General features: G+C 61.4%; 22 protein-coding genes. 13 read left to right on the top strand and 9 right to left on the bottom strand.

What is annotated here, in order from left to right; genetic code table 11:
• Nucleotides 1–10: 10 nt before the first annotated feature.
• Nucleotides 11–1201: an NAD(P)/FAD-dependent oxidoreductase gene (locus ACVI9W_RS02885; RefSeq protein ID WP_461529136.1), complete on the bottom strand. Its 1191-nt coding sequence runs from the start codon at nucleotides 1199–1201 to the stop codon at nucleotides 11–13.
• Between the two features lie 167 nt (nucleotides 1202–1368).
• Here ACVI9W_RS02885 and ACVI9W_RS02890 point away from each other — a divergent pair, with 167 nt between their 5' ends.
• Nucleotides 1369–2022, top strand: coding sequence for an SOS response-associated peptidase (locus tag ACVI9W_RS02890; protein ID WP_461529137.1), 654 nt, complete (start codon nucleotides 1369–1371; stop codon nucleotides 2020–2022).
• A gap of 75 nt (nucleotides 2023–2097) precedes the next feature.
• Nucleotides 2098–3927 (top strand): SLC13 family permease, encoded by a 1830-nt coding sequence (locus ACVI9W_RS02895; protein ID WP_461529138.1) that lies wholly within the window; start codon nucleotides 2098–2100, stop codon nucleotides 3925–3927.
• Here ACVI9W_RS02895 and ACVI9W_RS02900 read toward each other — a convergent pair.
• Both ACVI9W_RS02900 and ACVI9W_RS02905 read right to left on the bottom strand, forming a co-directional pair.
• Nucleotides 3899–4606, bottom strand: a complete 708-nt coding sequence (locus ACVI9W_RS02900; RefSeq protein WP_461529139.1) for a DUF3313 domain-containing protein — start codon at nucleotides 4604–4606, stop codon at nucleotides 3899–3901. The two genes, ACVI9W_RS02895 and ACVI9W_RS02900, sit on opposite strands and share 29 nt — an antisense overlap.
• Nucleotides 4599–4922, bottom strand: a complete 324-nt coding sequence (locus tag ACVI9W_RS02905) for a hypothetical protein (protein ID WP_422421803.1) — start codon at nucleotides 4920–4922, stop codon at nucleotides 4599–4601. The genes ACVI9W_RS02900 and ACVI9W_RS02905 overlap by 8 nt, the downstream gene beginning before the upstream one ends.
• A 164-nt stretch (nucleotides 4923–5086) precedes the next feature.
• Between ACVI9W_RS02905 and ACVI9W_RS02910 the strand changes: the two genes are divergently transcribed.
• The 3 genes from ACVI9W_RS02910 to ACVI9W_RS02920 all read left to right on the top strand — a co-directional run bounded on the left by ACVI9W_RS02910 (nucleotide 5087) and on the right by ACVI9W_RS02920 (nucleotide 7735).
• Nucleotides 5087–5797, top strand: coding sequence for a response regulator (locus ACVI9W_RS02910; RefSeq protein WP_038612674.1), 711 nt, complete (start codon nucleotides 5087–5089; stop codon nucleotides 5795–5797).
• Entirely contained in the window at nucleotides 5794–7134 is a 1341-nt protein-coding gene (locus ACVI9W_RS02915; protein ID WP_461529140.1) for an ATP-binding protein, read from the top strand. Before ACVI9W_RS02910 ends, ACVI9W_RS02915 begins: the two co-directional genes overlap by 4 nt.
• 349 nt (nucleotides 7135–7483) lie before the next feature.
• Nucleotides 7484–7735, top strand: a complete 252-nt coding sequence (locus ACVI9W_RS02920; RefSeq protein ID WP_178082830.1) for a hypothetical protein — start codon at nucleotides 7484–7486, stop codon at nucleotides 7733–7735.
• A gap of 6 nt (nucleotides 7736–7741) precedes the next feature.
• Here the strand turns inward: ACVI9W_RS02920 and ACVI9W_RS02925 are convergent, their stop codons facing one another.
• A complete protein-coding gene (locus ACVI9W_RS02925; RefSeq protein ID WP_461529141.1) occupies nucleotides 7742–9970 on the bottom strand; it encodes a TonB-dependent hemoglobin/transferrin/lactoferrin family receptor in 2229 nt (742 codons plus the stop codon).
• A 213-nt stretch (nucleotides 9971–10183) separates the two neighbouring features.
• Here ACVI9W_RS02925 and ACVI9W_RS02930 point away from each other — a divergent pair, with 213 nt between their 5' ends.
• The 6 genes from ACVI9W_RS02930 to ACVI9W_RS02955 are packed head-to-tail and all read left to right on the top strand — an operon-like array spanning nucleotide 10184 to nucleotide 15644.
• On the top strand, nucleotides 10184–10915 hold the full coding sequence (locus tag ACVI9W_RS02930; RefSeq protein WP_461529142.1) for an energy transducer TonB: 732 nt from the start codon (nucleotides 10184–10186) through the stop codon (nucleotides 10913–10915).
• Between the two features lie 17 nt (nucleotides 10916–10932).
• A complete protein-coding gene (locus ACVI9W_RS02935) occupies nucleotides 10933–12003 on the top strand; it encodes a hemin-degrading factor (protein WP_461529143.1) in 1071 nt (356 codons plus the stop codon).
• Between the two features lie 12 nt (nucleotides 12004–12015).
• On the top strand, nucleotides 12016–12903 hold the full coding sequence (locus ACVI9W_RS02940) for a heme/hemin ABC transporter substrate-binding protein (RefSeq protein WP_461529144.1): 888 nt from the start codon (nucleotides 12016–12018) through the stop codon (nucleotides 12901–12903).
• Nucleotides 12904–12953: 50 nt separating this feature from the next.
• Nucleotides 12954–13937, top strand: coding sequence for a FecCD family ABC transporter permease (locus tag ACVI9W_RS02945; protein WP_461531785.1), 984 nt, complete (start codon nucleotides 12954–12956; stop codon nucleotides 13935–13937).
• Nucleotides 13937–14704: a heme ABC transporter ATP-binding protein gene (locus ACVI9W_RS02950; RefSeq protein WP_461529145.1), complete on the top strand. Its 768-nt coding sequence runs from the start codon at nucleotides 13937–13939 to the stop codon at nucleotides 14702–14704. Before ACVI9W_RS02945 ends, ACVI9W_RS02950 begins: the two co-directional genes overlap by 1 nt.
• Before the next feature lie 55 nt (nucleotides 14705–14759).
• Complete coding sequence (locus tag ACVI9W_RS02955) at nucleotides 14760–15644, top strand: ChaN family lipoprotein (protein ID WP_461529146.1); 885 nt, start codon at nucleotides 14760–14762, stop codon at nucleotides 15642–15644.
• Between the two features lie 203 nt (nucleotides 15645–15847).
• Here the strand turns inward: ACVI9W_RS02955 and ACVI9W_RS02960 are convergent, their stop codons facing one another.
• From ACVI9W_RS02960 to ACVI9W_RS02975, 4 genes are all read right to left on the bottom strand, one after another.
• Nucleotides 15848–16504, bottom strand: coding sequence for an IS3 family transposase (locus ACVI9W_RS02960; RefSeq protein WP_461531786.1), 657 nt, complete (start codon nucleotides 16502–16504; stop codon nucleotides 15848–15850).
• 199 nt (nucleotides 16505–16703) lie between these two features.
• Nucleotides 16704–16997 carry a transposase gene (locus ACVI9W_RS02965; protein WP_038608001.1) on the bottom strand — a complete coding sequence of 98 codons (294 nt, stop codon included), beginning with the start codon at nucleotides 16995–16997 and terminating at the stop codon, nucleotides 16704–16706.
• Between the two features lie 827 nt (nucleotides 16998–17824).
• Complete coding sequence (locus ACVI9W_RS02970; RefSeq protein WP_461529147.1) at nucleotides 17825–18553, bottom strand: aspartate/glutamate racemase family protein; 729 nt, start codon at nucleotides 18551–18553, stop codon at nucleotides 17825–17827.
• Nucleotides 18554–18577: 24 nt separating this feature from the next.
• Complete coding sequence (locus ACVI9W_RS02975; RefSeq protein ID WP_157193176.1) at nucleotides 18578–20107, bottom strand: NCS1 family nucleobase:cation symporter-1; 1530 nt, start codon at nucleotides 20105–20107, stop codon at nucleotides 18578–18580.
• Between the two features lie 504 nt (nucleotides 20108–20611).
• On the opposite strand from ACVI9W_RS02975, the gene ACVI9W_RS02980 reads away from it, so the two are divergent.
• Both ACVI9W_RS02980 and ACVI9W_RS02985 read left to right on the top strand, forming a co-directional pair.
• Nucleotides 20612–21301: a GntR family transcriptional regulator gene (locus ACVI9W_RS02980; RefSeq protein ID WP_461529148.1), complete on the top strand. Its 690-nt coding sequence runs from the start codon at nucleotides 20612–20614 to the stop codon at nucleotides 21299–21301.
• A 102-nt stretch (nucleotides 21302–21403) separates the two neighbouring features.
• Complete coding sequence (locus tag ACVI9W_RS02985; protein WP_461529149.1) at nucleotides 21404–22603, top strand: amidohydrolase family protein; 1200 nt, start codon at nucleotides 21404–21406, stop codon at nucleotides 22601–22603.
• A 66-nt stretch (nucleotides 22604–22669) separates the two neighbouring features.
• On the opposite strand, the gene ACVI9W_RS02990 is transcribed toward ACVI9W_RS02985, so the two are convergent.
• Nucleotides 22670–23506 carry a 5'-nucleotidase, lipoprotein e(P4) family gene (locus ACVI9W_RS02990; protein ID WP_461529150.1) on the bottom strand — a complete coding sequence of 279 codons (837 nt, stop codon included), beginning with the start codon at nucleotides 23504–23506 and terminating at the stop codon, nucleotides 22670–22672.
• Nucleotides 23507–23588: the final 82 nt, after the last annotated feature.

Here is a 23588-nt window from a genome sequence, read left to right on the forward strand (position 1 = left end):
CGGTGTCGGGTCACAGCATGCCGCGCGCAACGGCCCAGTACAGGCCGCGGTTGAATCCGTTCCTGAGCAGGCCACCGAGCTTGGTCGGCGGCGTTGGCAGCACATCGTGGCGGTAGTCGTAGGTCAACGGCATACCGGCGTTCAGGCCCATCTGCGCGGCGGCCTGGACCTTGCCGTCATACACCGCCACTGTGGTACCCAGGCGGATCTCGCCGGCAATGTTGTCAGCAATCACTGGTGCCTGGTTGTGGCAGGCACCCCCGGCCTTGCTGACAGGCAGATCGACGGTGTCGCCGATCACATACACCCCATCCAGACCATAAACCTGCAAGGTTTCGTGATTGGTCGGCAGCCAGCCTTCCTGGTTGGCTGCCTGCGACACGCCACTTTCCCGCACCGCATCCACCGCGCGGATCGGCGGCGTGGCCATGAGGATGTCGTAGGGTTGTGCATCCCCTTCTTCCGAGTAGGCGATGCGTTGGTCAGGATCGACCTTGCCGAGGGTGAAGCCGCGCTGAAACTGAATGTTCTTCTGGGCAAAGATGCCCGGCAGGATCTCGCCGGTAGGACGCTGCAAGAACAGGCAATTGCGCAGCAGCTGTGCGGTGGTCGGGTAGGTATAGATGATATCGACCTTGTCACGCACACCACGGCGGCGCAGATAGTCATCGAGCATTAACGTGGTTTCCACCGGTGCGATACCACACTGATGAGGCACGTTGGGGGTTTGCGGAAAGGACACGGTGATGAAGATCCGCCCCTTCTCGATACTGGCCAGACGTTGCGCCAGCTGACGCGCCGGCTCGTACTGGTAAAAATGATCACCGCCCTGCTGCAGCCCTTCGATACGTTCGGGTGCCGGCACGCATCCGGTGGCGATTACCAGAAAGTCATAGCCAAAGCGTTTGCCGGAACGGGTATACAGCGTTTGACCGGCGAAATCGAAGCGCGTGACTTCCTGCACCTGAAAGTCGATTTCCGGGCGCAGCAATGAACGCTCGGGGCGCTTCAGTTCTTCCTTGAAGAACTGGTTGAAGGCCACGTACATGAAGGCTGGTTTGTAGTAATGATCAGGCGAATTGGACAGCAGCGTAATACGCACCTGGTCGCGCAGAATCTCCGGATAGAGTTTGCCGACCAGTTGATTGGCGAGCATGGTGCCGCCGACCCCGCCACCAACGATGAGAATATGGTTTGCCATACGCACGCTTCCCTGCGAACAAAGCCCTGCCGCTTCGAGGGCTATAGTTGGAGAAGCTGCGGTGATATGCCAATAACCCTTGGCTATATAGGTTAATTCGTTTTCCTTGAATTTCGCCGAAGATGACCTCTGATACCGTATCAGATGACAAATAAAGGCCACATTGCATGTGCGGAAGACTCAGCCAGTACCGTGGCATTCACGATTTCGTCGACGCCCTGAGCATGCCCGGTGCCCTGGCCAATGAAATCGGCGATCAGCCTTTGGCGCACTACAATGTTGCCCCCAGCAGCAACGTCGCCGTCCTGTCCGCGCACCGCGCCCATTGGTTGCGTTGGGGCTGGCGCCCGCACTGGGCTCATGACCGGGCAGCGCCGATCAATGCACGGGTGGAGAAAGTCGCGCATTCACCGTACTTCCGGGCGATCTGGGGGCACCGGTTGATCGTACCGATTGATGGCTGGTTCGAATGGGTCGATGAAGGCGAAGCAAAAAAACAGCCCTACTATATTCATCGCCGCGATGGCCTGCCGGCGTTCTGCGCCGGCATTGGCCAATGGGGAGTGGCCGAGGACGATGGCTTTGTCATCATCACCGCCGACAGCGTCGGTGGCATGGTTGATATCCATGACCGCAGGCCGGTGGTGCTCGCGCCGGCCCTGGCCCGGGATTGGTTGAACCCTGATTGCGCCAAGGGCCCGGCTGAACAGATGGTGCTCAACCTGGGTGAGCCGGCCGAGTCGTTTGCCTGGTATCGGGTGGATAAAGCGGTAGGTAATGTACGCAACCAGGGTGCCGAGTTGCTCAACCCCATTGCGTAGAAGCGCTTACGCAAATCAATGAACCACCCTCCACTTTCTGCCAAACTTCCAGCCTTCAAGGATCGGGAAGATTGCATGAATCACGAATTGCTCTGGGTGCTCGGCCTGCTGTTTACCAGCGTGGTCTTGTTCATCGCCAACAAGCCACGTATGGATGTGGTCGCCCTGCTGGTGATCGTGGCGTTACCACTGACCGGTATCCTCAGCGTCCAGGAAGCCCTGGCCGGTTTCAGCGACCCCAACGTGGTACTGATCGCCGCGCTGTTCGTGATCGGCGAAGGGCTGGTGCGCACCGGCATTGCCTACCGCATCGGCGAATGGATGGCCGATCGCGCCGGCAACAGCGAGGTGCGTTTGCTGGTGCTGCTGATGGTCTGTGTGGCCGGGCTCGGTTCGGTGATGAGCTCCACCGGGGTGGTGGCCATTTTCATTCCGGTGGTGCTGAGTATCGCCGCGCGCATGAAGGTCTCGCCCAGCCGGTTGATGATGCCGCTGAGTTTTGCCGGTTTGATCAGCGGCATGCTCAGCCTGGTCGCCACACCGCCCAACGTGGTGGTGCACAGTGAGCTGGTGCGCCACGGCCAAAGTGGTTTCAGCTTTTTCAGCTTTACCCCGTTTGGCCTGGTGATCCTCGCGCTCGGCGTCGGCTACATGCTGCTGACCCGCCACTGGCTCAGCGGTGAAGTGCGCAAGGACGGCAGCCCGCAAACCCGCCGCACCCTGCTTGACCTGATCATCGACTACAAACTCGCCGGTCGTGAACGACGTCTGCGGGTACGCCCGGACTCGCCCTTGATCGGTCACAGCCTCAGTGAGTTGAAGTTGCGCACCGTGCATGGCGCCAACGTGGTCGGCATCGAACGTCAGCACAAGTTCACCACCCGGGTGATCAGCCCCGACTCCAGCACCACGGTGCATGAGGGTGATGTGCTGTTGCTTGATCTGTTCGCCCCGCGTGATGACCTGCGCAGTCTGTGCCAGACCATGAAACTCGAACCCCTGCACTTCAAGGCCGCCTATTTCATCGACCAGTCCCACGCCGTGGGCATGGCCGAAGTAGCGGTGGTACCCGGCTCGCAGCTGATCGGTAAGAGCGTGCTGGAGCTGAACTTTCGCAGCCGCTGGGACCTTAACGTGGTCGGCCTGCGCCGCGGCCAGAGCGCGATTGAAGAACAGTTGGTGGAAGAGAAGCTCAAGCTTGGCGACACCCTGTTGGTGATCGGCCCGTGGAAGTCGGTGCGCCAGTTGCAAGCGCAGCCCAAGGACTTTCTGGTGTTGAGCCTGCCGGCGGAAGTCGACAATGTCGCCCCGGCCCTGAACCAGGCGCCCTACGCCCTGATCAGCCTGGCGGTGATGGTCGGCCTGATGATCAGCGGCGTGGTGCCCAATGTCATCGCTGCGCTGATCGCCTGCCTGCTGATGGGCGCCGGACGCTGCATCGACATGAACAGCGCCTACCGCGCGATCCACTGGCAGAGCCTGGTGCTGATCGTCGGCATGCTGCCGTTTGCCCTGGCCTTGCAGAAAACCGGCGGGATCGCCATCGCGGTGAATGTGCTGGTGCAATTGCTTGGCGAGGCCGGACCTTACCTGATCCTCGCCTGCCTGTTCGCTATTACCGCGATCATCGGTCTGTTCATTTCCAACACTGCTACAGCGGTACTGATGGCCCCGGTGGCGATCAGTACCGCTGAACAGCTGGGCGCCTCGCCCTACCCCTTCGCCATGATCGTCGCCCTGGCGGCTTCTGCGGCATTCATGACACCGGTTTCGTCACCCGTGAACACCCTGGTGCTCGGCCCCGGTCAGTACCGCTTTGCCGATTTCGTCAAAATCGGCGTGCCCTTCACCTTGCTGGTGATGGTGGTCAGCGTGTTCATGGTGCCGTGGATTTTTGCCCTGTGAACGCAGCGGCGTTTTGCTGCTTGAGGGCCACGGCGGCATTGCGCCAATCCTGCGCCCAGCCATCGAGCACCAGCTTGAGGTTCTCGGCGGTCATCACCTGATCGTCGTTCTCCAGCGGCAGGCCGGTGCCTTTGCGCACCACTTCGGCGACCACAGTGCGACTGCCGCCATCGAGGAATGCCGCTTCGGTGGCGATCACGCTGTCCAGGTCACGGATGCCGACGGCGCTGCTGACCCCTGCGGCCACCAGGGTCACTGGCAGATACTCATAGAAATGCAGTGACTGGGTGTGTGCGCTGACCGAGGTGATTGCCGGGCGTACGATCAAGGTGTTTGGCCCTGGCTGCTCGACCAGATTCAGCACCTTGCCCAGTTCGCGTTTAAGCGCCGCATCGTAGTAGATGGTTATCGCCTTCAGGGTTGTCTCGGGGATCTGCGCGCTGGCCTTGGGTTGCGGGTAGAACTGGCTTGGCGCGATGTACACCTGGCTGTAACGCTCCATGTGCAGTTTCGGGCTGACCCAACGCAGCACCGACTCACCCGATGCAGTCTTGTGCTCGCTCAACTGGTCATAGTTGCGCAGAAAGCCGGAATACTCCTTGGGCGATACCCTGTTCTGGCTGCAGCCAACCATTAACAGCGACAGGCACAGTACCGGGGCAGAAATCAGTTTACGCATGGCGAGTGTCCCCGGCCTGGTGGCGGATGGCCCTGGGGGCAGTACCGGAGCGATCGACTTGCAGCTGACCGTTGGCCATGATCCAGTGCACCAGCTCGGACAACGATACTTTGTAGCTGTATTCCATCCATTGGCTGTTGCTGGGACTGTACCGCTCGAAGTAATGGCTCAGAATCACATGTGTACCCTCGCGGCAAAGGCCCAGGCGAGAGTCCTGGTAGCTGAGCAGCGCGTTGCGCCACAGATCCTGGGTGCGCAGGTCGAGGGTCAGGGATTGGCTGCAGTCAAGGCCGTCGATTGGAGGTTGTGCCGGCATGGAAGATTCCCTTGATTTGGTCTGCCGACAGGATCGCCCAGGGCCTTTGCTGGCTGATGTCCGCTTTGTGTCGCGAATGCAGCTTTATTACATGATTGAAATATGTGACCGGCGCAGCAGAATAGTTTTAGATACGCACTTTTGACGCCCCACTGGACCTGATCGTGAGCAGACTGCTGATCGTCGATGACGATGTGGAAATTTGTGCCCTGCTGAAGAAGTTCTTTGTCATGCATGGCTACGAAGTCGACCTGGCCGCCAATGGCACGGCGATGTGGGCGGCTATCGAAAAACAACGTCCGGACACCATCATCCTCGACCTGATGCTGCCCGGCGAAAGCGGCCTGAACCTGTGCCAGAAACTGCGCAGCAGCACCGGCATCCCGATCATCATGCTCACCGCCATGGACGAGCTGAGCGACCGTATTGTCGGTCTGGAGCTGGGCGCTGACGACTACGTGGGCAAGCCCTTCGACGCCCGCGAACTGCTGGCCCGCTTGCGTGCTGTGCAACGCCGCGCCGGCGAGCAGCTGCGCAGCCTCGGTGAAGACACCCGGCCGCTGATCCGTTTCGACGACTGGCAACTCGATGTAACCCGCCGTGAACTGCGCACTCCGCAAGGGGTGATGGTGCCGTTGTCGGCGGGTGAGTTCGATTTGCTTTTGGTGTTTCTCGAACACCCGCAGCGCATCCTCACCCGCGAGCAGTTGATCGACCTGGCCCGTGGCCAGGGCCATGAAGCCTATGACCGCAGCATCGACGTGCAGGTCAGCCGCCTGCGCCGCAAGATCGAGCCGGACAGCAAGCGCCCGGCGCTTATCCGCACCGTGCGCAACGGTGGCTATCTGTTCGACGCCAAGGTCAGCCGCACATGATCCGCCTGGGCCTGCACCACGACGGCATCAGCCGGCGCATCGCACTGACCATCATTGCCGCCATGCTGATCTCGGTGGCGCTGAACATCCTGTTCGTGCAACTGGCCGGGGTCTGGGCGCGCCCGCCGTTGGAGAAAACCGGCCTGCTTGAACAGATCGCCGTCACCGCACGGGTACTGGAAGCCGCACCAGCCGACAAGCGCATGCAACTGGCAAACGCGGCGAGCAACCCGATGCTGCATGTGCAGTGGAGCGCCCAACGTGACGCCCTCGCCTTGCCCGGCCCAGGTGAACAGGTAGCCCCGCAGGCGGTGCCGGCACTGACGCAACTGCTGGCCACTGTTCCGCTGCGGCTGGAAGTCTACCAACCCCACGACTGGCCGAACGACAGCCCCGACGCACACTACAAACTGGTTATGCAACTGGCCGACCACAGCTGGCTGGCGTTTACCCCGCCTTATCGCAGTTGGGGCCTGAGCACCGGGATGCGCTTTACCATCATCGGTATCCTGGCACTAATTGCCGCGTTGCTGGTGGCCTGGATCGGTACCCGTCAACTGGCCGGCCCACTGCAGCGTTTCGCCCGTGCCGCGAGGCGTTTTGGCAGCGACCTGCGCGCCCCACCGATTCGCCTGGAGGGCCCCCATGAGTTGCGCCAGGCCATTACGGCGTTCAACACCATGCAGGCGCAGATCCAGCACTTCGTCACCGAACGAACGCAAATGCTGGCGGCCATTTCCCATGACCTACGTGCGCCGCTGACGCGTATGCGCTTGCGTGGCGAGTTCATCGAAGATGCCGAGCAACAGCGCAAGCTGTTCCGTGACGTGGATGAAATGCAGAGCATGATCAATGCTGCGCTTGGCTTCTTCCGCGACGAAACCCACCTGGAAACGGCCACACCTTTCGACCTGGCCGAGCTGCTGCAAACCCTGGTCGATGATTACCGCGACCAGCAAATTGACGTGGATTTCGAAGGGCCGGCGAACCTGGTGTATCTCGGTCGACCGCTAGGCTTGAAGCGCGCAGTAACGAACTTGATAGAGAACGCCGTCAAGTACGCCCAGCCACCGTCGATTCGCCTGAGCAGTAATTCCCGCAGCCTGTTCATCGAGGTGCGTGATCATGGCCCGGGGATTCCGGATGCGGCGCTGGAAGATGTGTTTGTGCCGTTCTTTCGCCTGGAAAGCTCGCGCAATCGCGACACCGGTGGCGTCGGTCTGGGCTTGCCGTCGGCGCGTACGGCGATTCGTGAACAAGGCGGTGATTTGACCTTGCGCAATGCGCCTGATGGCGGGTTGCTGGCGAGAATCGTATTGCCGCGGGTCAACGACTGACCGCAACAGCCGTTAACGCCCACTTAACGGCAGACCTCTACATTAGGGTTTCTTCCCTTCAGAACGTCGACTTTGGCTCACCTCGTGTGAGCCTTTTTTTTGGGTTTTAGGCGGTGAGCTTATCCATTTGATGTAGCGCCGCTGCTGGCCCCTTCCGCCCTTACGGCGGAAGGGGCCGACAGCATCACCATACAAAATGGATAAGCTCACAGCCTTAACATCCCAACCCAAGGACTCCCCAGGATTCCGTAAAGAAACCTTTCTTGCCTTGAGCACTCCGGAAACAAAACCCCGAACGGCTGGTCTGAGCCTGTACCCTCCCTACCGCTGTGCGGATCAAGGAACCACAGTGCTGAAACATCTGACCCGCTTCGCCGTGATCACCACGGTACTGGCCACCGCCGGTTGCTACTACCACGACTACGACCGCGACGATCATCGCTGGGACCGCGACCATCGCTACTCCCGCGATTGGGACGACGACCGCGATGACCGCGACCATCGCAAGTACAACAAACGCTATCGCGACGACGACCGTTATCGTTACTACGACAACGACCGCCGTCGCGACCGGGATGATGATGACGACGATGACGATTGATCGTTATCAGATTTCCCAGATCACGTTGACCGCTGCATAACGCCCTGGCTGGGTCAAACGGCCCAGGCCAGCGGCATCTTCATCACGGCCCTGAACGTCGCCCCAGTTCCAGTACTTCTTGTCGGTGACGTTGAACAGGCCGCCGTTGATCGACACTTGCTCGGTGACCTGCCACCAGGCGTTGAGGTCGAGAACACCATAGCCCGGGGTCTCGAACTGACGGTCGATCAGCAAATCGGCATCGCCGCTATGGTCGACGCGATCCTTGGCTTGCACCAGGGTCCAGGTCAGCTGCCCGCCATAGATACCACTCGGGGCATCGTAACCCAGGCCAATGACCGCCTTGAGCGGATCGACGCTATTGAGTGCCTGACCGGTTTCTTCATCCTTGCCACGGGCATAGGCAATCGAACCCAGCGCACGGGTACCGACTGGCATGAAGGCGTCAAGCTTGATGTCACCTTTGGCTTCGGCGCCACGGATGGTGACCTTGCCCAGGTTACGGGGCTGGAAGGTCAACAGGCCAGTGCCGTTAGGGTCCGGTACGGTGTCGGTGGCAATGAAGTCCTTGTACTTGTTGTAGAACAGCGCAATACCGAAGCTACCCAGGTCATAGCGACCGCGCAGGCCGAATTCATAGCTGTCGCTGGTTTCCGGCTTCAGGTCCGGGTTGCCGATCTGCTGGTAACCGAACTGCGGGTTGCTGAACTCACCGTACATGTTCACCGGGCTAGGCGCGCGGAAGCCGGCAGCGTATTGCCCGTACACGCTTTCATGCTCGGTCAACTGATAGGTGACGGCGAATTTTGGCGAGATGTGGTCATCGGTGATGCGTGACGGATCGGTTTCCGCCGGCAGCCCGTTGAGGAATTCGTCGGTGACGTGCGGGGTCTGGCGGTAGTAGTCGTAACGCAGGCCTGGCAGCAGGGTCCAGCGGCCGATCTCGATATTGTCCTGAACGAACAGCCCCAGGGACTCGCTGGTCGGATCCGGGAAGTCGCTGACCGGGAAATTTTCAGTGGCCGGCACGGTGGCGCCGGTGTCGAGGCGAACCTCCTTGCCCGTACGCAGGTTGCTGGCCTCGATACGCTTGAGCTCGGCACCGTAGATCATGTGGTGACGGGTGTCGCCGACGGCAAACTGCTTGTCCACCTGGGTGTTCAGGCTCCACAGACGCTCGTCGTACTGCGAGTCACGCGTACGCACGCGATTGACCCGCGAGACAGTCTGGCGCTGTTGCAGGGTTTTCTGCTTGTTGCTGCTTTCCTGGTAGTTAAGTTGCCATTTCAGCTGGTCGGCCAGCAGGCTGTCGAGGCTCAGGGTGTGCTCGAGGCTGTAGCGGTCACGATCAATGCTGTCCTTCGATTGCGAACCGCGGATGGCCGGGCTGGTGAGGGTGGCCCGTGAAGTGATGTCGCTCAGCAGGTTGCTGTTGGCGTCGTCCTGATAGCGCTCGTAAGTGAACTGCAGACGATCACCGTCGGCATAGTCCCAACCCAGCTTCGCCAGCAGGTTCTCGGTGGTGTAGTCGAGCGGGTTGGCCTCTTCTCGCGAGCTGCCGACGCCACCGTTGCCACCCCAGGTGTCGGTGGACTGACCGTCACGACGGCCCAGGTGCAACAAACCGTCAACCGTGCCGGTGCGCCCAGCGAAGGTGGCGCTGCGCTGCCAGCTGTCATCGCTGCCGTCGTAACCGGTCTTGAAACGCGCGTAGGTGTCGTCACCCTCTTCGAGATAGTCGGCGGCATCCTTGGTCAGGAAGCTGACCGCACCGCCGATCGCATCGCTGCCGTACAGCGAAGACGCCGGGCCGCGGATGATTTCCACCTGCTTGATGGTGTCGAGGTCAACGTAGTTGCTGCGCACGTCCTGGAACGGGCTGAAGAAGTTGCTTTGCGGGACCCGCACGCCATCCACCTGGGTCAGCACGCGGTTGCCGTCGATGCCGCGGATGTTGGCACCCGACAGACCGAAGCGATTGCCGGTACCACTGACCGAAACACCCGGCTCGTAGCGCACCAGATCCTTGAGGTTCTTGTCGTTGTGCTGATCGATTTCACGTTCGTTGTGCACCGACACCGTGCTGGGCACCTGCAGCAGGGTTTGCTCGGTACGCGTCGCGGTCACGCTGACGGTATCGAACTGGGTAACGGGCTCGGCAGCCAGGGCCAGCGATGGCGAGAGCAGCAGCAAGGCAAGCCAGGAACGCTGGGGAAATGGCGGGCGGATCGACATCTAACTTGACTCCTGATGGACAGCCCCGTGCGTTAACCGTCGGGGCTGACGGGGATGTGTTGGATTTTGTTTTGGGCTCAGCAATGCCCCTTTCTGTGAAGGGCCTCTTGCTGTAAATGCTTCTCAATGGCAGCGGCGGCGACGATAACCAGCTTGACTTACAAATGCAAATTATTACCATATGCATTCATATTCAATAAGAACTAGACTTGCATGAAACACCCTTGGGGCTACCTGGTGCTGTCGGTTGCGCTGCATGTCAGCGCGGGCTGGCTATTGCACTCGCTACGGGCAACGCCCGAGCCCCTGGCGTGGCAAACGCCAATGGCCATTCAACTGGTCAGCCTGGCGCAAGCCCTCGAGCCTGCACCTGCACAACCTGCTCGCCCGCAAGCACCACCACCTCAAGCCGCAGCGCCAGCGTCGGCACCGCTGAAAGCGCCAGTGCTGCCGAAGCCGGTGCCCCCAGCCGCCAAGCCGCTGCCGGTAAAAAGCCAGCCTGCAATCGTCAAATCAGCGCCCGCGCCACGCCCCGAGCCACGCACCAGCCAGACCGCCGTTGCGTCGGCAGCATCGCCCCAAACCACCAGCAAACCGGTAGCGCCACCGGTAAACAGCCCCAGCACGCCCGTCCCTGCTGCGCCGCCCATGTCGCCAGTGGTCAGCCTGCGCCCCAGTTTTGTCAGCCCTCCGCCGCCCCCTCGCTACCCGTCGCAGGCCCGTCGCCGCAACCAGCAAGGGATCGTCCGCGTCGAGGTGTGCCTGGATGAGCACGGCAAGCAACTCAAACTCACACTGGTGCGCTCGTCGGGGGTGACAAGCCTTGATCAGGCCGCCCTCGAAGCCGTGACCCAGTGGCGCTTTCGTCCCGAAATAGTCGATGGCCTGGCCGTGCCCAGCCGTGTGGAAATACCAATAGAATTCGCCCTTACGGCGAACCGATGACCCTGAAGGAGTTCACCATGACCGCCCCAACGCTCGCCCTGGCTGCCGGACCTGAGCTTTACCAACAGTGGCAACAACTGCGCACCGAGCAATCGGGCCTGCGCGCCCGCGATGCTGCCGCCAAACTCGGTGTCAGCGAAGCCGAACTGACCGCCAGCCGCCTGGGCGTCGATACCGTGCGTCTGCGCCCGGAGTGGAAGACACTGCTGCCTGCACTGGGCGAGCTGGGTTACATCATGGCGCTGACCCGCAACGAACACTGCGTGCATGAGCGCAAAGGCGTTTATCACGAGGTGACCATCATGGGCAGCGGCCAGATGGGCATGGTGCTGTCACCGGACATCGACCTGCGCCTGTTCCTCAGCGGCTGGGCCAGTGTGTTTGCCGTCGACGAAAACACTGCACGCGGACCGCAGCGCAGCATCCAGGTTTTCGACCGCCAAGGCACCGCCGTGCACAAGGTGTTCCTCACCGCCACCAGCGAAGAAGCCGCCTGGGCGCCTTTGGTTGAACGTTTCCGTGCCGAAGAACAGAGCGTCGAACTGGACCTGCAACCGCTGCCAGCCGCCAAAGCCCCGCGTGCAGACAGCGAAGTCGATACCGACAAGCTGCGTACTGAGTGGTCCGCCCTGCAGGACACTCACGACTTCTTCGCCCTGCTCAAGCGCAACGATGTAGCGCGCACCCAGGCTTTGCGCCTGGCAGGTAATCAATGGGCTGAACCGCTGGCCACCGTCGAGCTGACCAACCTGATTGAAGAAGCCGGCAAGCGTGAAGTACCGATCATGGTGTTCGTCGGTAACCAGCACTGCATCCAGATTCACTCGGGCGCGGTCAGCAACCTGCGCTGGATGGACACCTGGTTCAACGTCCTCGATCCTGCGTTCAACCTGCACCTGAAAACCACCGGCATCACCGAACTGTGGCGTGTACGCAAGCCAAGTGTCGACGGCATCGTCACCAGCTACGAGGGCTTCGACGCCAACGGCGAACTGGTCATCCAGCTGTTCGGTGTGCGCAAACCAGGTGTGCCGGAGCGTGACGACTGGCGTACTCTGGCAGAATCCGCGACTCCGATGACCGTCTAAGGAAGCACCTAGATGCGTAAGAAAATCCTCCTGGCCTGCGCTGGCTTGCTGTTCAGCCAGCTGGCCAGTGCCAGCGATGCCCTGCCCCAGCGCTGGGTAAGCGCTGGCGGTGCGTTCAGCGAATGGGTCGTAGCCCTGGGCGGCGAAAGCAAGCTGGTCGGTGTCGACAGCACCAGCCAGTACCCGCGCTCGTTGCACAGCCTGCCCGGCATCGGTTACCAGCGCGCGCTGGCGGCCGAGGGCATTCTGGCCCTGCGTCCGGACATTCTGGTCGGCAGTAATGAAATGGGGCCGCCGCCTGTTCTGGAACAACTCAAGGCGTCGGGTGTACGCATCGAGCTGCTGTCGGCCAAGGCCGATGTGCCCGCCTTGCAACAAAACCTGACAACGCTGGGCCAATTGCTGGGCCAGCAGACCCAGGCACAGGCCCTGCTGAGCAACTACCAGCAGCGTCTGCAACAGCAGGCCGCCGTGGTCAAACAGGCCCGTCAACAGCACCCGGCGCCACGGGTATTGCTATTGCTCAGTCATTCCGGGGGCAACCTGCAGGTGGCTGGCAAGGACACCCTGGCAGCCTGGATGATCGAGCAAGCCGGTGGCCAAAGCCTGGGCGAACACACTGGCTACAAGCCAGTGTCCAGCGAAGCCATGCTGGCCCTCGATCCGCAAGTCATTCTCCTGGCCGGTAGTCGTCTGCAAGGCGACGCAGCACGTACCGCGTTGCTTGAGCAGAACCCGGTACTGGCGCAAACCCAGGCCGGTCGTGACGGTCGTGTGCTGGTGATCGACCCGACCCTGCTGGTGGGTGGCCTTGGTCCGCGGGTGCCGGATACCCTGGCGACGCTGACCGCAGCCTTCTATCCGCACGCCAAGACGCTGAGTGCCGAGGCTGGGCAATGACGGCAATTGTCCGACCGCGGCCGATGCTGCTCGCTCTGGGACTGGTGCTGGTGTTGGTGGTCTGGCTGTCGCTGGCCCTCGGGCCGGTCAGCCTGCCCTTGGGCGAAACACTGAAGGCCGGGTTACGTCTGATCGGCCTGCCGCTGGGGGGCGACGCCACACAGCAGGCAGACCTGATCCTCGGTCAGATCCGCATGCCGCGCACTCTGCTCGGCATTGCTGTCGGCGCGGTGCTGGCGTTGTCCGGGGTAGCCATGCAGGGGTTGTTCCGCAATCCTTTGGCCGACCCGGGTCTGGTCGGCGTATCGGGCGGCGCAGCGCTGGGGGCGGCCATCGCCATCGTCGGCGGCAGCCTGGTCGGCGGACTGCCGGCGGCCATCGAGCCTTATGTACTGTCGGTGTGCGCCTTCGCCGGCGGCCTGATCGTCACGGCCATCGTCTACCGCTTCGGGCGCAGCAATGGCCAGACCAACGTCGCCACCATGTTGCTGGCCGGTGTGGCCATGACCGCCATGGCCGGTGCCGGGGTGGGCCTGTTCACCTACCTGGCCGATGACGCCACCCTGCGCACCCTGACCTTCTGGAACCTGGGCAGCCTCAACGGCGCCAGCTACCAACGCCTGTGGCCGTTGTTGATTGTCGCCGTGGCGGTTGCCTTGTGGTTGCCGCGCCGCGCCGCTGCACTCAACGCGCTGTTGCTGGGTGAATCGGAGGCGCGTCACCTGGGCTTCGATGTCGAACGGATCAAACTGGAGCTGGTGTTGTGCACCGCCCTGGGCGTCGGTGCGGCTGTTGCGGCAGCAGGGTTGATCGGATTCATCGGCCTGGTGGTACCGCATCTGATGCGCTTGCTGGTCGGCCCGGACCACCGGGTGCTGCTGCCCGCATCGTTGCTGGCTGGCGCAGGTCTGTTGCTGTTGGCCGATCTGATCGCACGCTTGCTGTTGGCACCTGCCGAGTTGCCGATCGGCATCGTCACGGCACTGATTGGCGCGCCGTTCTTCCTCTTCTTGCTGGTACGGGGGCGCACCTGATGCTTGAAGCAGACAACCTGCTGGTACGCCGCGGCCAACGCACGGTCCTGGCCAATATCGACATTCAGTTGCCGCCTGGGCAAGTGCTCGGCGTTCTCGGCCCTAACGGCGCAGGCAAGAGCACCCTGCTGGCAGCGCTGTGCGGTGAGTTACCGATCACCGAAGGCAATGTCAGCCTTGATCAGCGCAAGCTTGCCGACTGGCCCGGCCAGGAGCGAGCCAAGCGCCTGGCGGTGCTGCCGCAGAGTTCAAGCCTGAACTTCGCCTTTTCGGTCAATGAGGTGGTCGGTATGGGGCGCCTGCCCCACGCCAACGGTCGCGCGCGCGATGCCGAAATCGTCACCGAAGCGCTGGCGGCGGCTGACGCCTTGCACCTGGCGCAACGCAGCTACCTGGCGCTGTCCGGTGGTGAGCGGCAACGCGTGCACCTGGCCCGGGTACTGGCCCAGCTCTGGCCCGGCGCCGAGGGGCAGACACTGCTGCTCGACGAACCGACATCGATGCTCGACCCGTTGCATCAGCACACGATTTTGCAAGCGGTGCGCGACTTCGCCGAACGTGGCGCGGCGGTGATGGTGATCCTCCACGACCTCAATCTGGCGGCGCGCTATTGCGATCAACTGCTGTTGCTGCAAGACGGCCTGCCTCACGCCTATGGCCCACCGTCAGAGGTGCTGACCGCCGATGCACTGGCGGCGGTGTATGGGCTGCAAGTGCTCATTCACCAACACCCGGAACGCGGCCACCCGTTGATCATCGCGCGCTGAAACCGCCCCCTCATCCTGCCGTGATCGAGGGGTAACTCTTTAGCAAGGAATCCCGATGCGCCTTCTGTTGCTCTGCCTGGTCAGCCTGTTGGCGGCCTGCCAAACCCGAGACGTACTGCCACCACCGGCCCCGATCGCGCCACAGGGGCGTGATCACGCTGAACTTGGGGTGATCCGCGAACTGGCCAGCGGCCGGACCCTGACCCCACAAGAGCTGGTTCAGCGCCTGGCCGCCGCGCCACGGGTGCTGGTCGGCGAACAACACGACAACCCTGATCACCACGCCCTGCAACTGTGGCTGCTGCGCGAGTTGGCCGGCCAACGGCCGCAAGGCAGCTTGCTGATGGAAATGCTCAACCCGGACCAGCAGGACAAGGTTGATGCAGCGCAGGCCGCGACCCGTGCCGGGCAACCGCCGAGCGATGCGTTCCAGGCACTGGCCTGGCAGGCCAACTGGGACTGGGGTGTCTACGGCGCGCTGGTCACCTATGCCCTGCGCCAGCCGTATCCGTTGCTCTCGGCCAACCTGAATCGCTCGCAGATCATGCAGATCTACAAACAGCGGCCAGTGCTCGAAGGTGCAGCGTCCACCCGTCCTGAAGTGCAAGCCACGCTGCTCGAGGATATCCGCGAGTCGCATTGCGGCTTGTTGCCCGAATCGCAGATGCCAGCGATGCTTTCCGTGCAGCAGCAGCGTGACCGGCGCATGGCCGAAAGCCTGCTGGCTGCACCCACGCCTGCTGTGTTGCTGGCCGGGGCCTTCCATGTACGCAAGGATCTGGGGGTGCCGCTGCACCTGAGCGATCTGGGTGCGGGCGCAGGTAACCAGGTGCTGATTCTGGCTGAGGTGGGCAAGACGGTGACTGCCGAAAGTGCTGATTATGTGTGGTACACGGCGGCACAACCGGTTCATGATCATTGCGCCAAACTGCGTCGTTGACTTGAATGCCTGTACTCCTTTTTTGAGGTTCTTCGCGGAATCCCGGGGGGTATGATCGTTGGGTTGGGTTGTTGAGGCTGTGAGCTTATCCATTTGATGTGGCGACGCTGCCGGCCCCTTCCGCCTTTACGGCGGCCTACTTTCCTCTTGGGGAAAGTAGGCATGGAACTGTCCCTCGGCAGCGGACGCCAAGAAGCTGGGTGTTAAGGCTTCTGCCTCAAGCCCTTTGCATAAGCGTTCGGTGAACGATAACCCAACGCCGAATGCAGCCGACTGCTGTTGTAGAAACCATGGATGTAGCTCGCGATTGCCCCATAAGCTAGCCTCTTGCTCTGGTAGACCCCACTTGCTTCTTCCTTCTTAAGCGTAGCGAAAAAGCTTTCAGCGACGGCATTGTCCCAGCAGTTTCCTTTGCGGCTCATGCTCTGCGTAAAGCCTTTTTCGGCCAATGCTTGGCGAAATTTGCTGCTCGTATATTGGCGTCCCTGGTCGGAATGGAACATAACCCCAGAAGCCCCCAAGCTGGCGTTCCAAGCGTTGATAAATGCGCGCTCAACCAAATCATCCGGCATCCTGTCCGCCAAGCTGTAGCCCAGCACCTGGCGGGTCTGGATGCTTAAGACCACCGCCAGGTACAGCCAGCCTTCTCGAGTTGAAATGTAGGTGATGTCGCTCACCCAGGCTGGATTGGCGCTCTGTACCGAAAACTGACGGTCAAGCACATTGCGTGCGACAGGCTGGAAGTGGCGACTGTCCGTGGTCTGGGGCCGGAAGCGAGCCTTGGGTTTGCCATGGATACCTTCCTCGTGCATCAGCCGCGTAACCCGTTGTGGCCGACTCGATGAGGTATCTGACGCAATGCCTCGACCAACCGTGGCCGCCCGTAGGTGCTTCGACTGGCCGCATGGATCCTGCGCAGATCAATTCGAATCTGTTTGTCTGGATCCGGGCGAACCGGGCGGTTTAGGTAATCGTAAAATCCTGAAACTGACACGCCCAACACCCGGCACAACAAACGCACCGGGAACTGAGCCCGCTCTTTAGCGACGAAGGCGTATCTCACCTGGACTCTTTGGCAAAGAATACCGCCGCCTTTTTTAGGATTTCACGCTCCATTTTGAGTTCAGCATTCTCGGCCCGTAATCGCGCCAGCTCGCTGCTCTCTTTGGTAACAGGTTGACGCTCTGGTGAACTCAACGGAAGACCTTTGCGTGACGCATCGACCCAGTTATCCAGCGTCTTAACAGACATCTCTAGCTGACGAGCGGCTTCGGTTCTGCCGACCGTTTCAGCCAGTGCAACAGCTTGGGCCTTGAATTCGTCGGTATAGCTACGGCGGTTTGGTGGGTACATGGGAACCTCCAAGTTAGCGATGTAAGTATCGCTTCTTGGCGTCCGTTGTCATGGGACAGTTCCAGCAAAGCCGCCTGCTCCTACATCCGGCCCTACGCTGCGCTCCGGGTCCCCTCGCTCCGGTGCCCTCCAGGGGCATCGCGGCCTACGACTTGCTTCGCCAAGTCTACGGCTCGCGAACTTCGGCTTTGGCCGAAGGGTGCTGCGCACCAGCCCCCTCCAGACACCTACACTCGGCCTCCTGAAGTCGCAAAGTTACGGGCGGCGCCTATACGGGCGTATCTTCGAAATCAGATGTTGGTGGCGGCAGGCTGATGCTATCGCGGGACAAGCCCGCTCCCACCGGGTTAATTGATCTCCCGGTGGGAGCGGGCTTGCCCCGCGATATCGACCTGCCAGTTACATCGCATCGCGGGAAAATCCCGCTTCAAAGCTTTGCTCTTGCTCTTCATGCACGCAAGTTCAGGCGCCACGGACTGCGACTTCAGGAGGCTGAGTGGAGGTGCCTGTAGGGGCCAGTGCGTAGCACCTTCGGCGCAGCCGAAGAACGCGAGCCGTAGACTTGGCGAAGCAAGTCGTAGGCCGCGTGACCCCGGAAGGTGCCGGAGCGAAGGGACCCGGAGCGCAGCGTAGGGCCGGATGCAGGAGCAAGCGGTTTTGGTTCCTTTTGCCAAGACAAAAGGGACCCGCCGTAAGGGCGGAAGGGGCCGCCAGCGTCACCACACAAAATGGATAAGCTCACAGCCCCAGCACCCCACCCCCAGAATCATCCTCCCAGGATTCCGTGAAGAACCTGTTTTGAGGGGTATTGGCATAATGAAAAACGCTCAGCCCAGCAAAGCCCGCGGCCAGCCGAGAATCTCTTTCGGGCGCGGCGGCGCGTAGGTGCGAACCTTGGAGGTGCTCAGTTTCAAGCGCACCAGCGACTCGACCAACGCCACCGCCGCCGTCACGCCATCCACCACCGGCACACCGGTCCGCGCCTGGATGCGTTCATCCAGCCCGACCATGCCGCCACAACCGAGACAAATGACCTCAGCCTTGTCGATACGCACCGCCTCCTCCGCCTGAGCCACAACCGCCTCGATTGCCCGCTCGGGATCTTCTTCGAGCTCCAGCACCGCCAGGCCACTGGCACGCACCGAGGCACAACGGCTGTCCAACCCGGCCAGCTTGAGGCGATCCTCGATCAGCGGCACAGTGCGATCCAGGGTCGTCACCACCGAGTAGCGATGTCCCAGCAGCATGGCCACGCTGGCGGCCGCTTCGGTGATGTCCACCACCGGCACATTGAGCAGCTCCTGCAAGCCTTCACGGCCATGCTCACCGTAACCGGCCTGGATCACTGCGTCATAGGGCTGATCGTAGCTGAGCACCCGCTCCATCACGGCAATCGCCGCCAGGTAACTCTCGAAGTTGCCCTCCACCGACTCGGCGCCGAAACGCGGGGTCAGACCGACGATTTCAGTACCCGGCGACGCCACGCTGCGCGCCTGGCGGGCAATGGCTTCGGTGATCGACACGGTGGTGTTGACGTTGACTACCAGTATTCTCATGACTCGGTTCCTTGTGCGTGACGCTCAGTGCTGGGCGCTGTCGACGGCAAAGTGCTCGCCGGAACAGTCCACGTAATGTTTTTTGCGATCGGAAATCAGGTAGTACACGCCACCGGCAATGGCCGCGCCGAACAGCCAGGAAAACGGTGTCAGCTCGCTGAATGCCGGTACCAGGGCCAGCAGGACTGCGGCGATGGCCGAGGGCACCAGGGCGGCGATGGCCTTGTAGTTGATCCCGCGCGTGTAGTGATAGGTGCCGCTGGCCGCCTCGCTGTAGAGGTCCGGGACATGCACCTGGGCTTTGCGGATCAGCCAGTAGTCGACCATGATGATCCCGTACAGCGGGCCCAGCAGCGCCCCCAGACCGGAGAGGAAGTAGACGATCACCAGCGGGCTGTTATAGAGGTTCCAGGGCAGGATCAGCACCGCCAGGGTGGCGCTGATCAGGCCGGCGCGGCGGAAGTTCAGGCGGCTCGGGGCCAGGCTTGAGAGGACGAAGGCCGGGGCGACGAAGTTGGCCATGATGTTCACCGCCACGGTGACGATCAGGAACGCCAGGCAGCCGAGCACCAGGAACGTCTTGTCGGGAATCGCGGCAATGATCTGGGTCGGGCTGTCGATGACTGTGCCATCGATGCTGAACTGCGCACCGGACAGCACGAAGCTGATCACCGCGAACACCAGGATGTTCACCGGCAGGCCCCAGAAGTTGCCGACGCGGATGGTCTTGCGGCACGGCGAAGAACGCGCGAAGTCACAGAAGTTGAGAATCAGCGTGCCGTAAATCGCCAGCCACAGCGCGCCGCCAGCGAAGATCTGCGTCCACATCTTCACCCCGGTCAGCGGCTCACCTACCGACCAGGCCAGGTTGCCATCCACCCGCAAGTACATCCACACCGCCAGCACCAGCACGGTTGAAAGGATCACCGGGCCGGCAAAGGATTCGTACTTGCGCACCATCTCCATGCCGAAGGTCAGAATCACCAGCTGCACGAACCAGATGGCGACGAAGCTGGCCCAGCCCAGGCTTGAGAGACCGAGGATGGCGTTGTGATCGAAGCTTGCCAGCGACGGCCAGATCGCCACCAACAACACCCGCAACACCACCGAAGCCAGGTAGGTCTGGATGCCGAACCAGGCGATGGCGATCACCGCACGGATGATCGCCGGCAATTGCGCACCGTAGATACCGAAGCTCATACGGCTGATCACCGGGAACGGAACCCCGGTTTTCTGCCCCATGTAGCCGGACAGGTTCATGAAGAAGTACACCAGCGCCGCACCGACGGCCAGGGCCGCGAGCATCTGCCAGCCGGACAGGCCGAGGGCGAACAGGCCCATGGCAAAGGAGTAGTTGGCGATGTTGTGCACATCGTTGGTCCACAAGGCGAAGATGCTGTAGCCGCCCCAGCGCCGTCCGGCGGCTTTGGTCGGGGCAAGGTCGGCATTGTGCAGCCTGGGGCTTAAGCTGGCATGCCCGGACACCTGCGCAGAGATGGCAGGGTCAGGTGACAGGTACGCGGTATCCAGAGGTTTGGAAGTATCCAATTGCATGTTCCCCGGGCTCCTGCTGCAGCGCCTGTGGTGCTACAGCAAATTATTGTTGGACTTGAGAGTTGGGACCGCCGTCGGCGCCTGGACGCCGCTGCATACAAAGATTGTATGCAATTTTTGACTTACAATTTTTGAGGAACAATATGTGTGCCAAATGGGGGTGAAACGGGCATCGCCTGTGCCTGGTTAATCTCTTTAACTATCTGATTTTTATTAATTAAAATTTTTAACCAGATACACTTTAGAGCCGATTAACCTGACCAAATGGTCAGCGCATCGGGTGACCAAAATGAGAACCCAGGTAACGCAAGGCGGTGACATGTATCCACCTACTTGCTACTCGGGTACACATGACCACTAAAAATATGTGTACATATTGGAAATTTCGCGGGACAAGCCCGCTCCTGCCGAGCAGGTGGCACAAACCACCATTTTCACTGTGAAACTTTTGGTCACCGCACATTTCCGGCATGCTGACGCAATCAAGGAATCACGGAGCTGGTAATGACGGAAAAACTCCCCGCATCGACCGTAGAGCGCGTCTACCTGGGGGTCCACGAGGCAATCAGAAAACGCACCCTGCGTCCCGGCATGAAACTGGGCGAGTCCTCGCTTGCGGAGCTGTTCAAGGTCAGCCGCACGTCGGTACGCGCCGCACTCAAGCAACTGGAGGGCGACGGGCTGGTGTCCACCGAGCTGAACAAGGGCGCCTGGGTCTCGCTGCCCAGCGATGAAGACATCCGTTCAGTGTTCGAAACCCGGCGCCTGATCGAGATCGGCATTGTCACCGAGCTCTGCCGCCGCGCCGACAAGAGCCTGCTGCAACCCCTGCGCCTGCATGTGGCGCAAGAAGAAGCGGCGGCCGATGCCGGTGACCATGCGCGCTACGTCAATCTGCTCGGTGAATTCCACCTGCGCCTCGCCGAAGTGCTGGAGAACCCGGTGCTGCTCGACTGGTTCCGCAAGCTGATCGAGCGCGGCTCACTGTATGCCTCGACCCTCGATGACGAACGCCATGAAGCCTGCCGCGGCAACGAGCACCTGCGCCTGATCGAGTTCCTCGAAGCCGGCGATCAGGCCGCCGCCATCGAACTGGTGTGCACTCACCTGAGCGGCATTGAAGAGGCGATCCTCAAGGCCACCCACAATCTGAAAGCCGACTATCACCCGCTCAAGCACCTGATCGGCGGCTGAAGCACGGGCATTCACGAATCCACTGCTATCGATCCCGATATTTAATTGGCCGATACCCCGGCACTTTTATAGGGTGTGCGGCCTCCACCAAGAGGTCGTGAAATGTTTGATCGTGTATTCGTCAATGCCGTCGCTGCCGACGGCAGTCCGCTGTCCCTGGCCGTCGCCGATGGACGCATCGCTCGCCTGGGGGCTGACCTGGGCGCCATTGAAGGTGTGGAGCGCATCGACTTGGGCGGGCAACTGCTGCTGCCGGGATTCATCGACGGCCATATCCACCTGGACAAGAGTTTTGTCGGCGACCGCTGGCATCCGCATCAGCCGGTCGGCAGCCTGCGTGAACGCCTGGCCGTGGAAAAACGTGAACTGGCCCTGGCGCCGTCAATGGTCGAACGTGCCGATGCGCTGATCAGCCAGGCGGTGTCATTCGGTACGGTGGCCATGCGCAGCCATGTCGATGTCGATGCCACTACCGGCTTGAGCAACCTGCACGCGGTGATGCAGGCGCGAGAAAAGTGGCGCGGTATCGTCGACATTGAACTGGTGGCCTTCCCCCAGGCCGGGGTGATGTCCTGCCCGGGCACTGCCGATGTGCTGGAGGCCGCCATTCGCGAAGGTGCCGAAGTCATTGGCGGTATCGACCCGACGACGCTCGATGGCGATGCCGAGGGTCAGCTGGATGTGGTGTTCGGGATCGCCGAACGTCACGGGGTAAAGGTCGACATTCACTTGCACGAGCCGGGCCTGCAAGGCGTCGAGCAACTGCAGCGGATCGCGGCCCGTACCTGCGCCGCGGGACTGCAGGGGCGCGTGAGTGTCAGCCATGCCTATGCCCTGGGCCAGGTGCCTGATGATGTGCTTGAGCGTATTGGCGCCACCCTCGCGAACGCCGGGGTGTCGATCCTCACCAACGCCCCGGGCGATCACGCCTTCCCGCCGATCCTGCGCCTGCGCGCCGCCGGGGTGAATGTATTCGCCGGTAATGACAATATTCGCGATGCCTGGTGGCCTTATGGCAACGCCGACATGCTCCAGCGGGCGATGCTGATCGGCTACCGCTCGGGTTTCTACAGCGATGAAGACCTGAATGTGGCCCTGGCCATGGCCACGTCGGCGGGCGCCGCCGTGATGGAGAAAAGCGACTATGGGCTGAAGGTCGGCAACGAAGCGACCTTCATTGTGATCAAGGCAGCCAATGCCGCTGCCGCCGTCGCTGCCGCCCCTGCCGAGCGGCGCATGGTCCGCCGTGGCGAGCTGCAGGCCGCACCGGTCGGCCTGCAATTTGACATCCAGCGGGCCTAACGAAAACCTGCTCGGCAAAGCCAGACATCCCGCCGCACGTGCCGCTGGCGGGATGTTTTTTTGTCATCAGCTGGCCGGTTTCCAACCGCCCCGCTCCGCCGCCTCGCGAAACTTGGCCCGGTTGGCCGGCGTGTCGGCTGGTTCCGATTCACCAAAAATGGCCTTGAGCCAATGGCCGTCGGTGGGGTTGGGGAAGATGATGTACTGGCTGCCAAACTTGTCGCGGCTGTCGTCCACCTGCTGCGCCCGCTTGTCGACACTGTCGAGATAGAAGCTGCGCTCGAAGTCGTTGAGGTTGTCGCCCAGCTTCAGCAACACGTTGTATTGCCCGGCGATTTTTTGTTGCGCAGGTTCCTTGTTCGAGCTCTCGCGCAGAATGGTCACATGGGCCTCGTCGGCAAAGGGCACCTTGTATTTGCGCAGGTTGTTCAGGGCGTACTCATAGGTTTTGTCGCCCTGTTCACGGCTGGACACGTAGAAGATTTCCACGCCACGGGACTTGGCATACTCCAGAAACTCGAGGGCACCTGGGGTAGGCGTCGGGCCATTGTCAGCCACCCACCGGTCCCAGGCCGCATCGTCAAAGAACTCCTTGCCCTGGGCGATCAGAAACCCCCAGTAGGTATTGCTGCTGAGGATGGTGTCGTCGATATCGCTGATGATCGCCGGTTTCTTGTCTCCCGGCTTCTGATTGGCCAATGCCTGGTCCAGGCGTGCCTTGGCGACGTTGAAACCTTGATAGTACAAAGCGCGGAACTCCGCGGCAGTCTGGCGCCAGGCCACTGCATCGACCAACAGGTTGGAGTGTACGGCGCCAGACTCTGCACTTGCAGGCTGGGCATTGACCATGGGCGCGGCCAGCAACAGAAGCGCCAGGGAGATCGCATTTTTGAGAGGGGGCATTGGATGACTTTCCTTGTAATCTACCGCTCTTGAGTGGCGGCAGTTGCGGTACTGATACCTCAGGCCTTGAGCCCCCGCAATC

Source organism: Pseudomonas sp. 210_17 TE3656 (assembly GCF_054821965.1).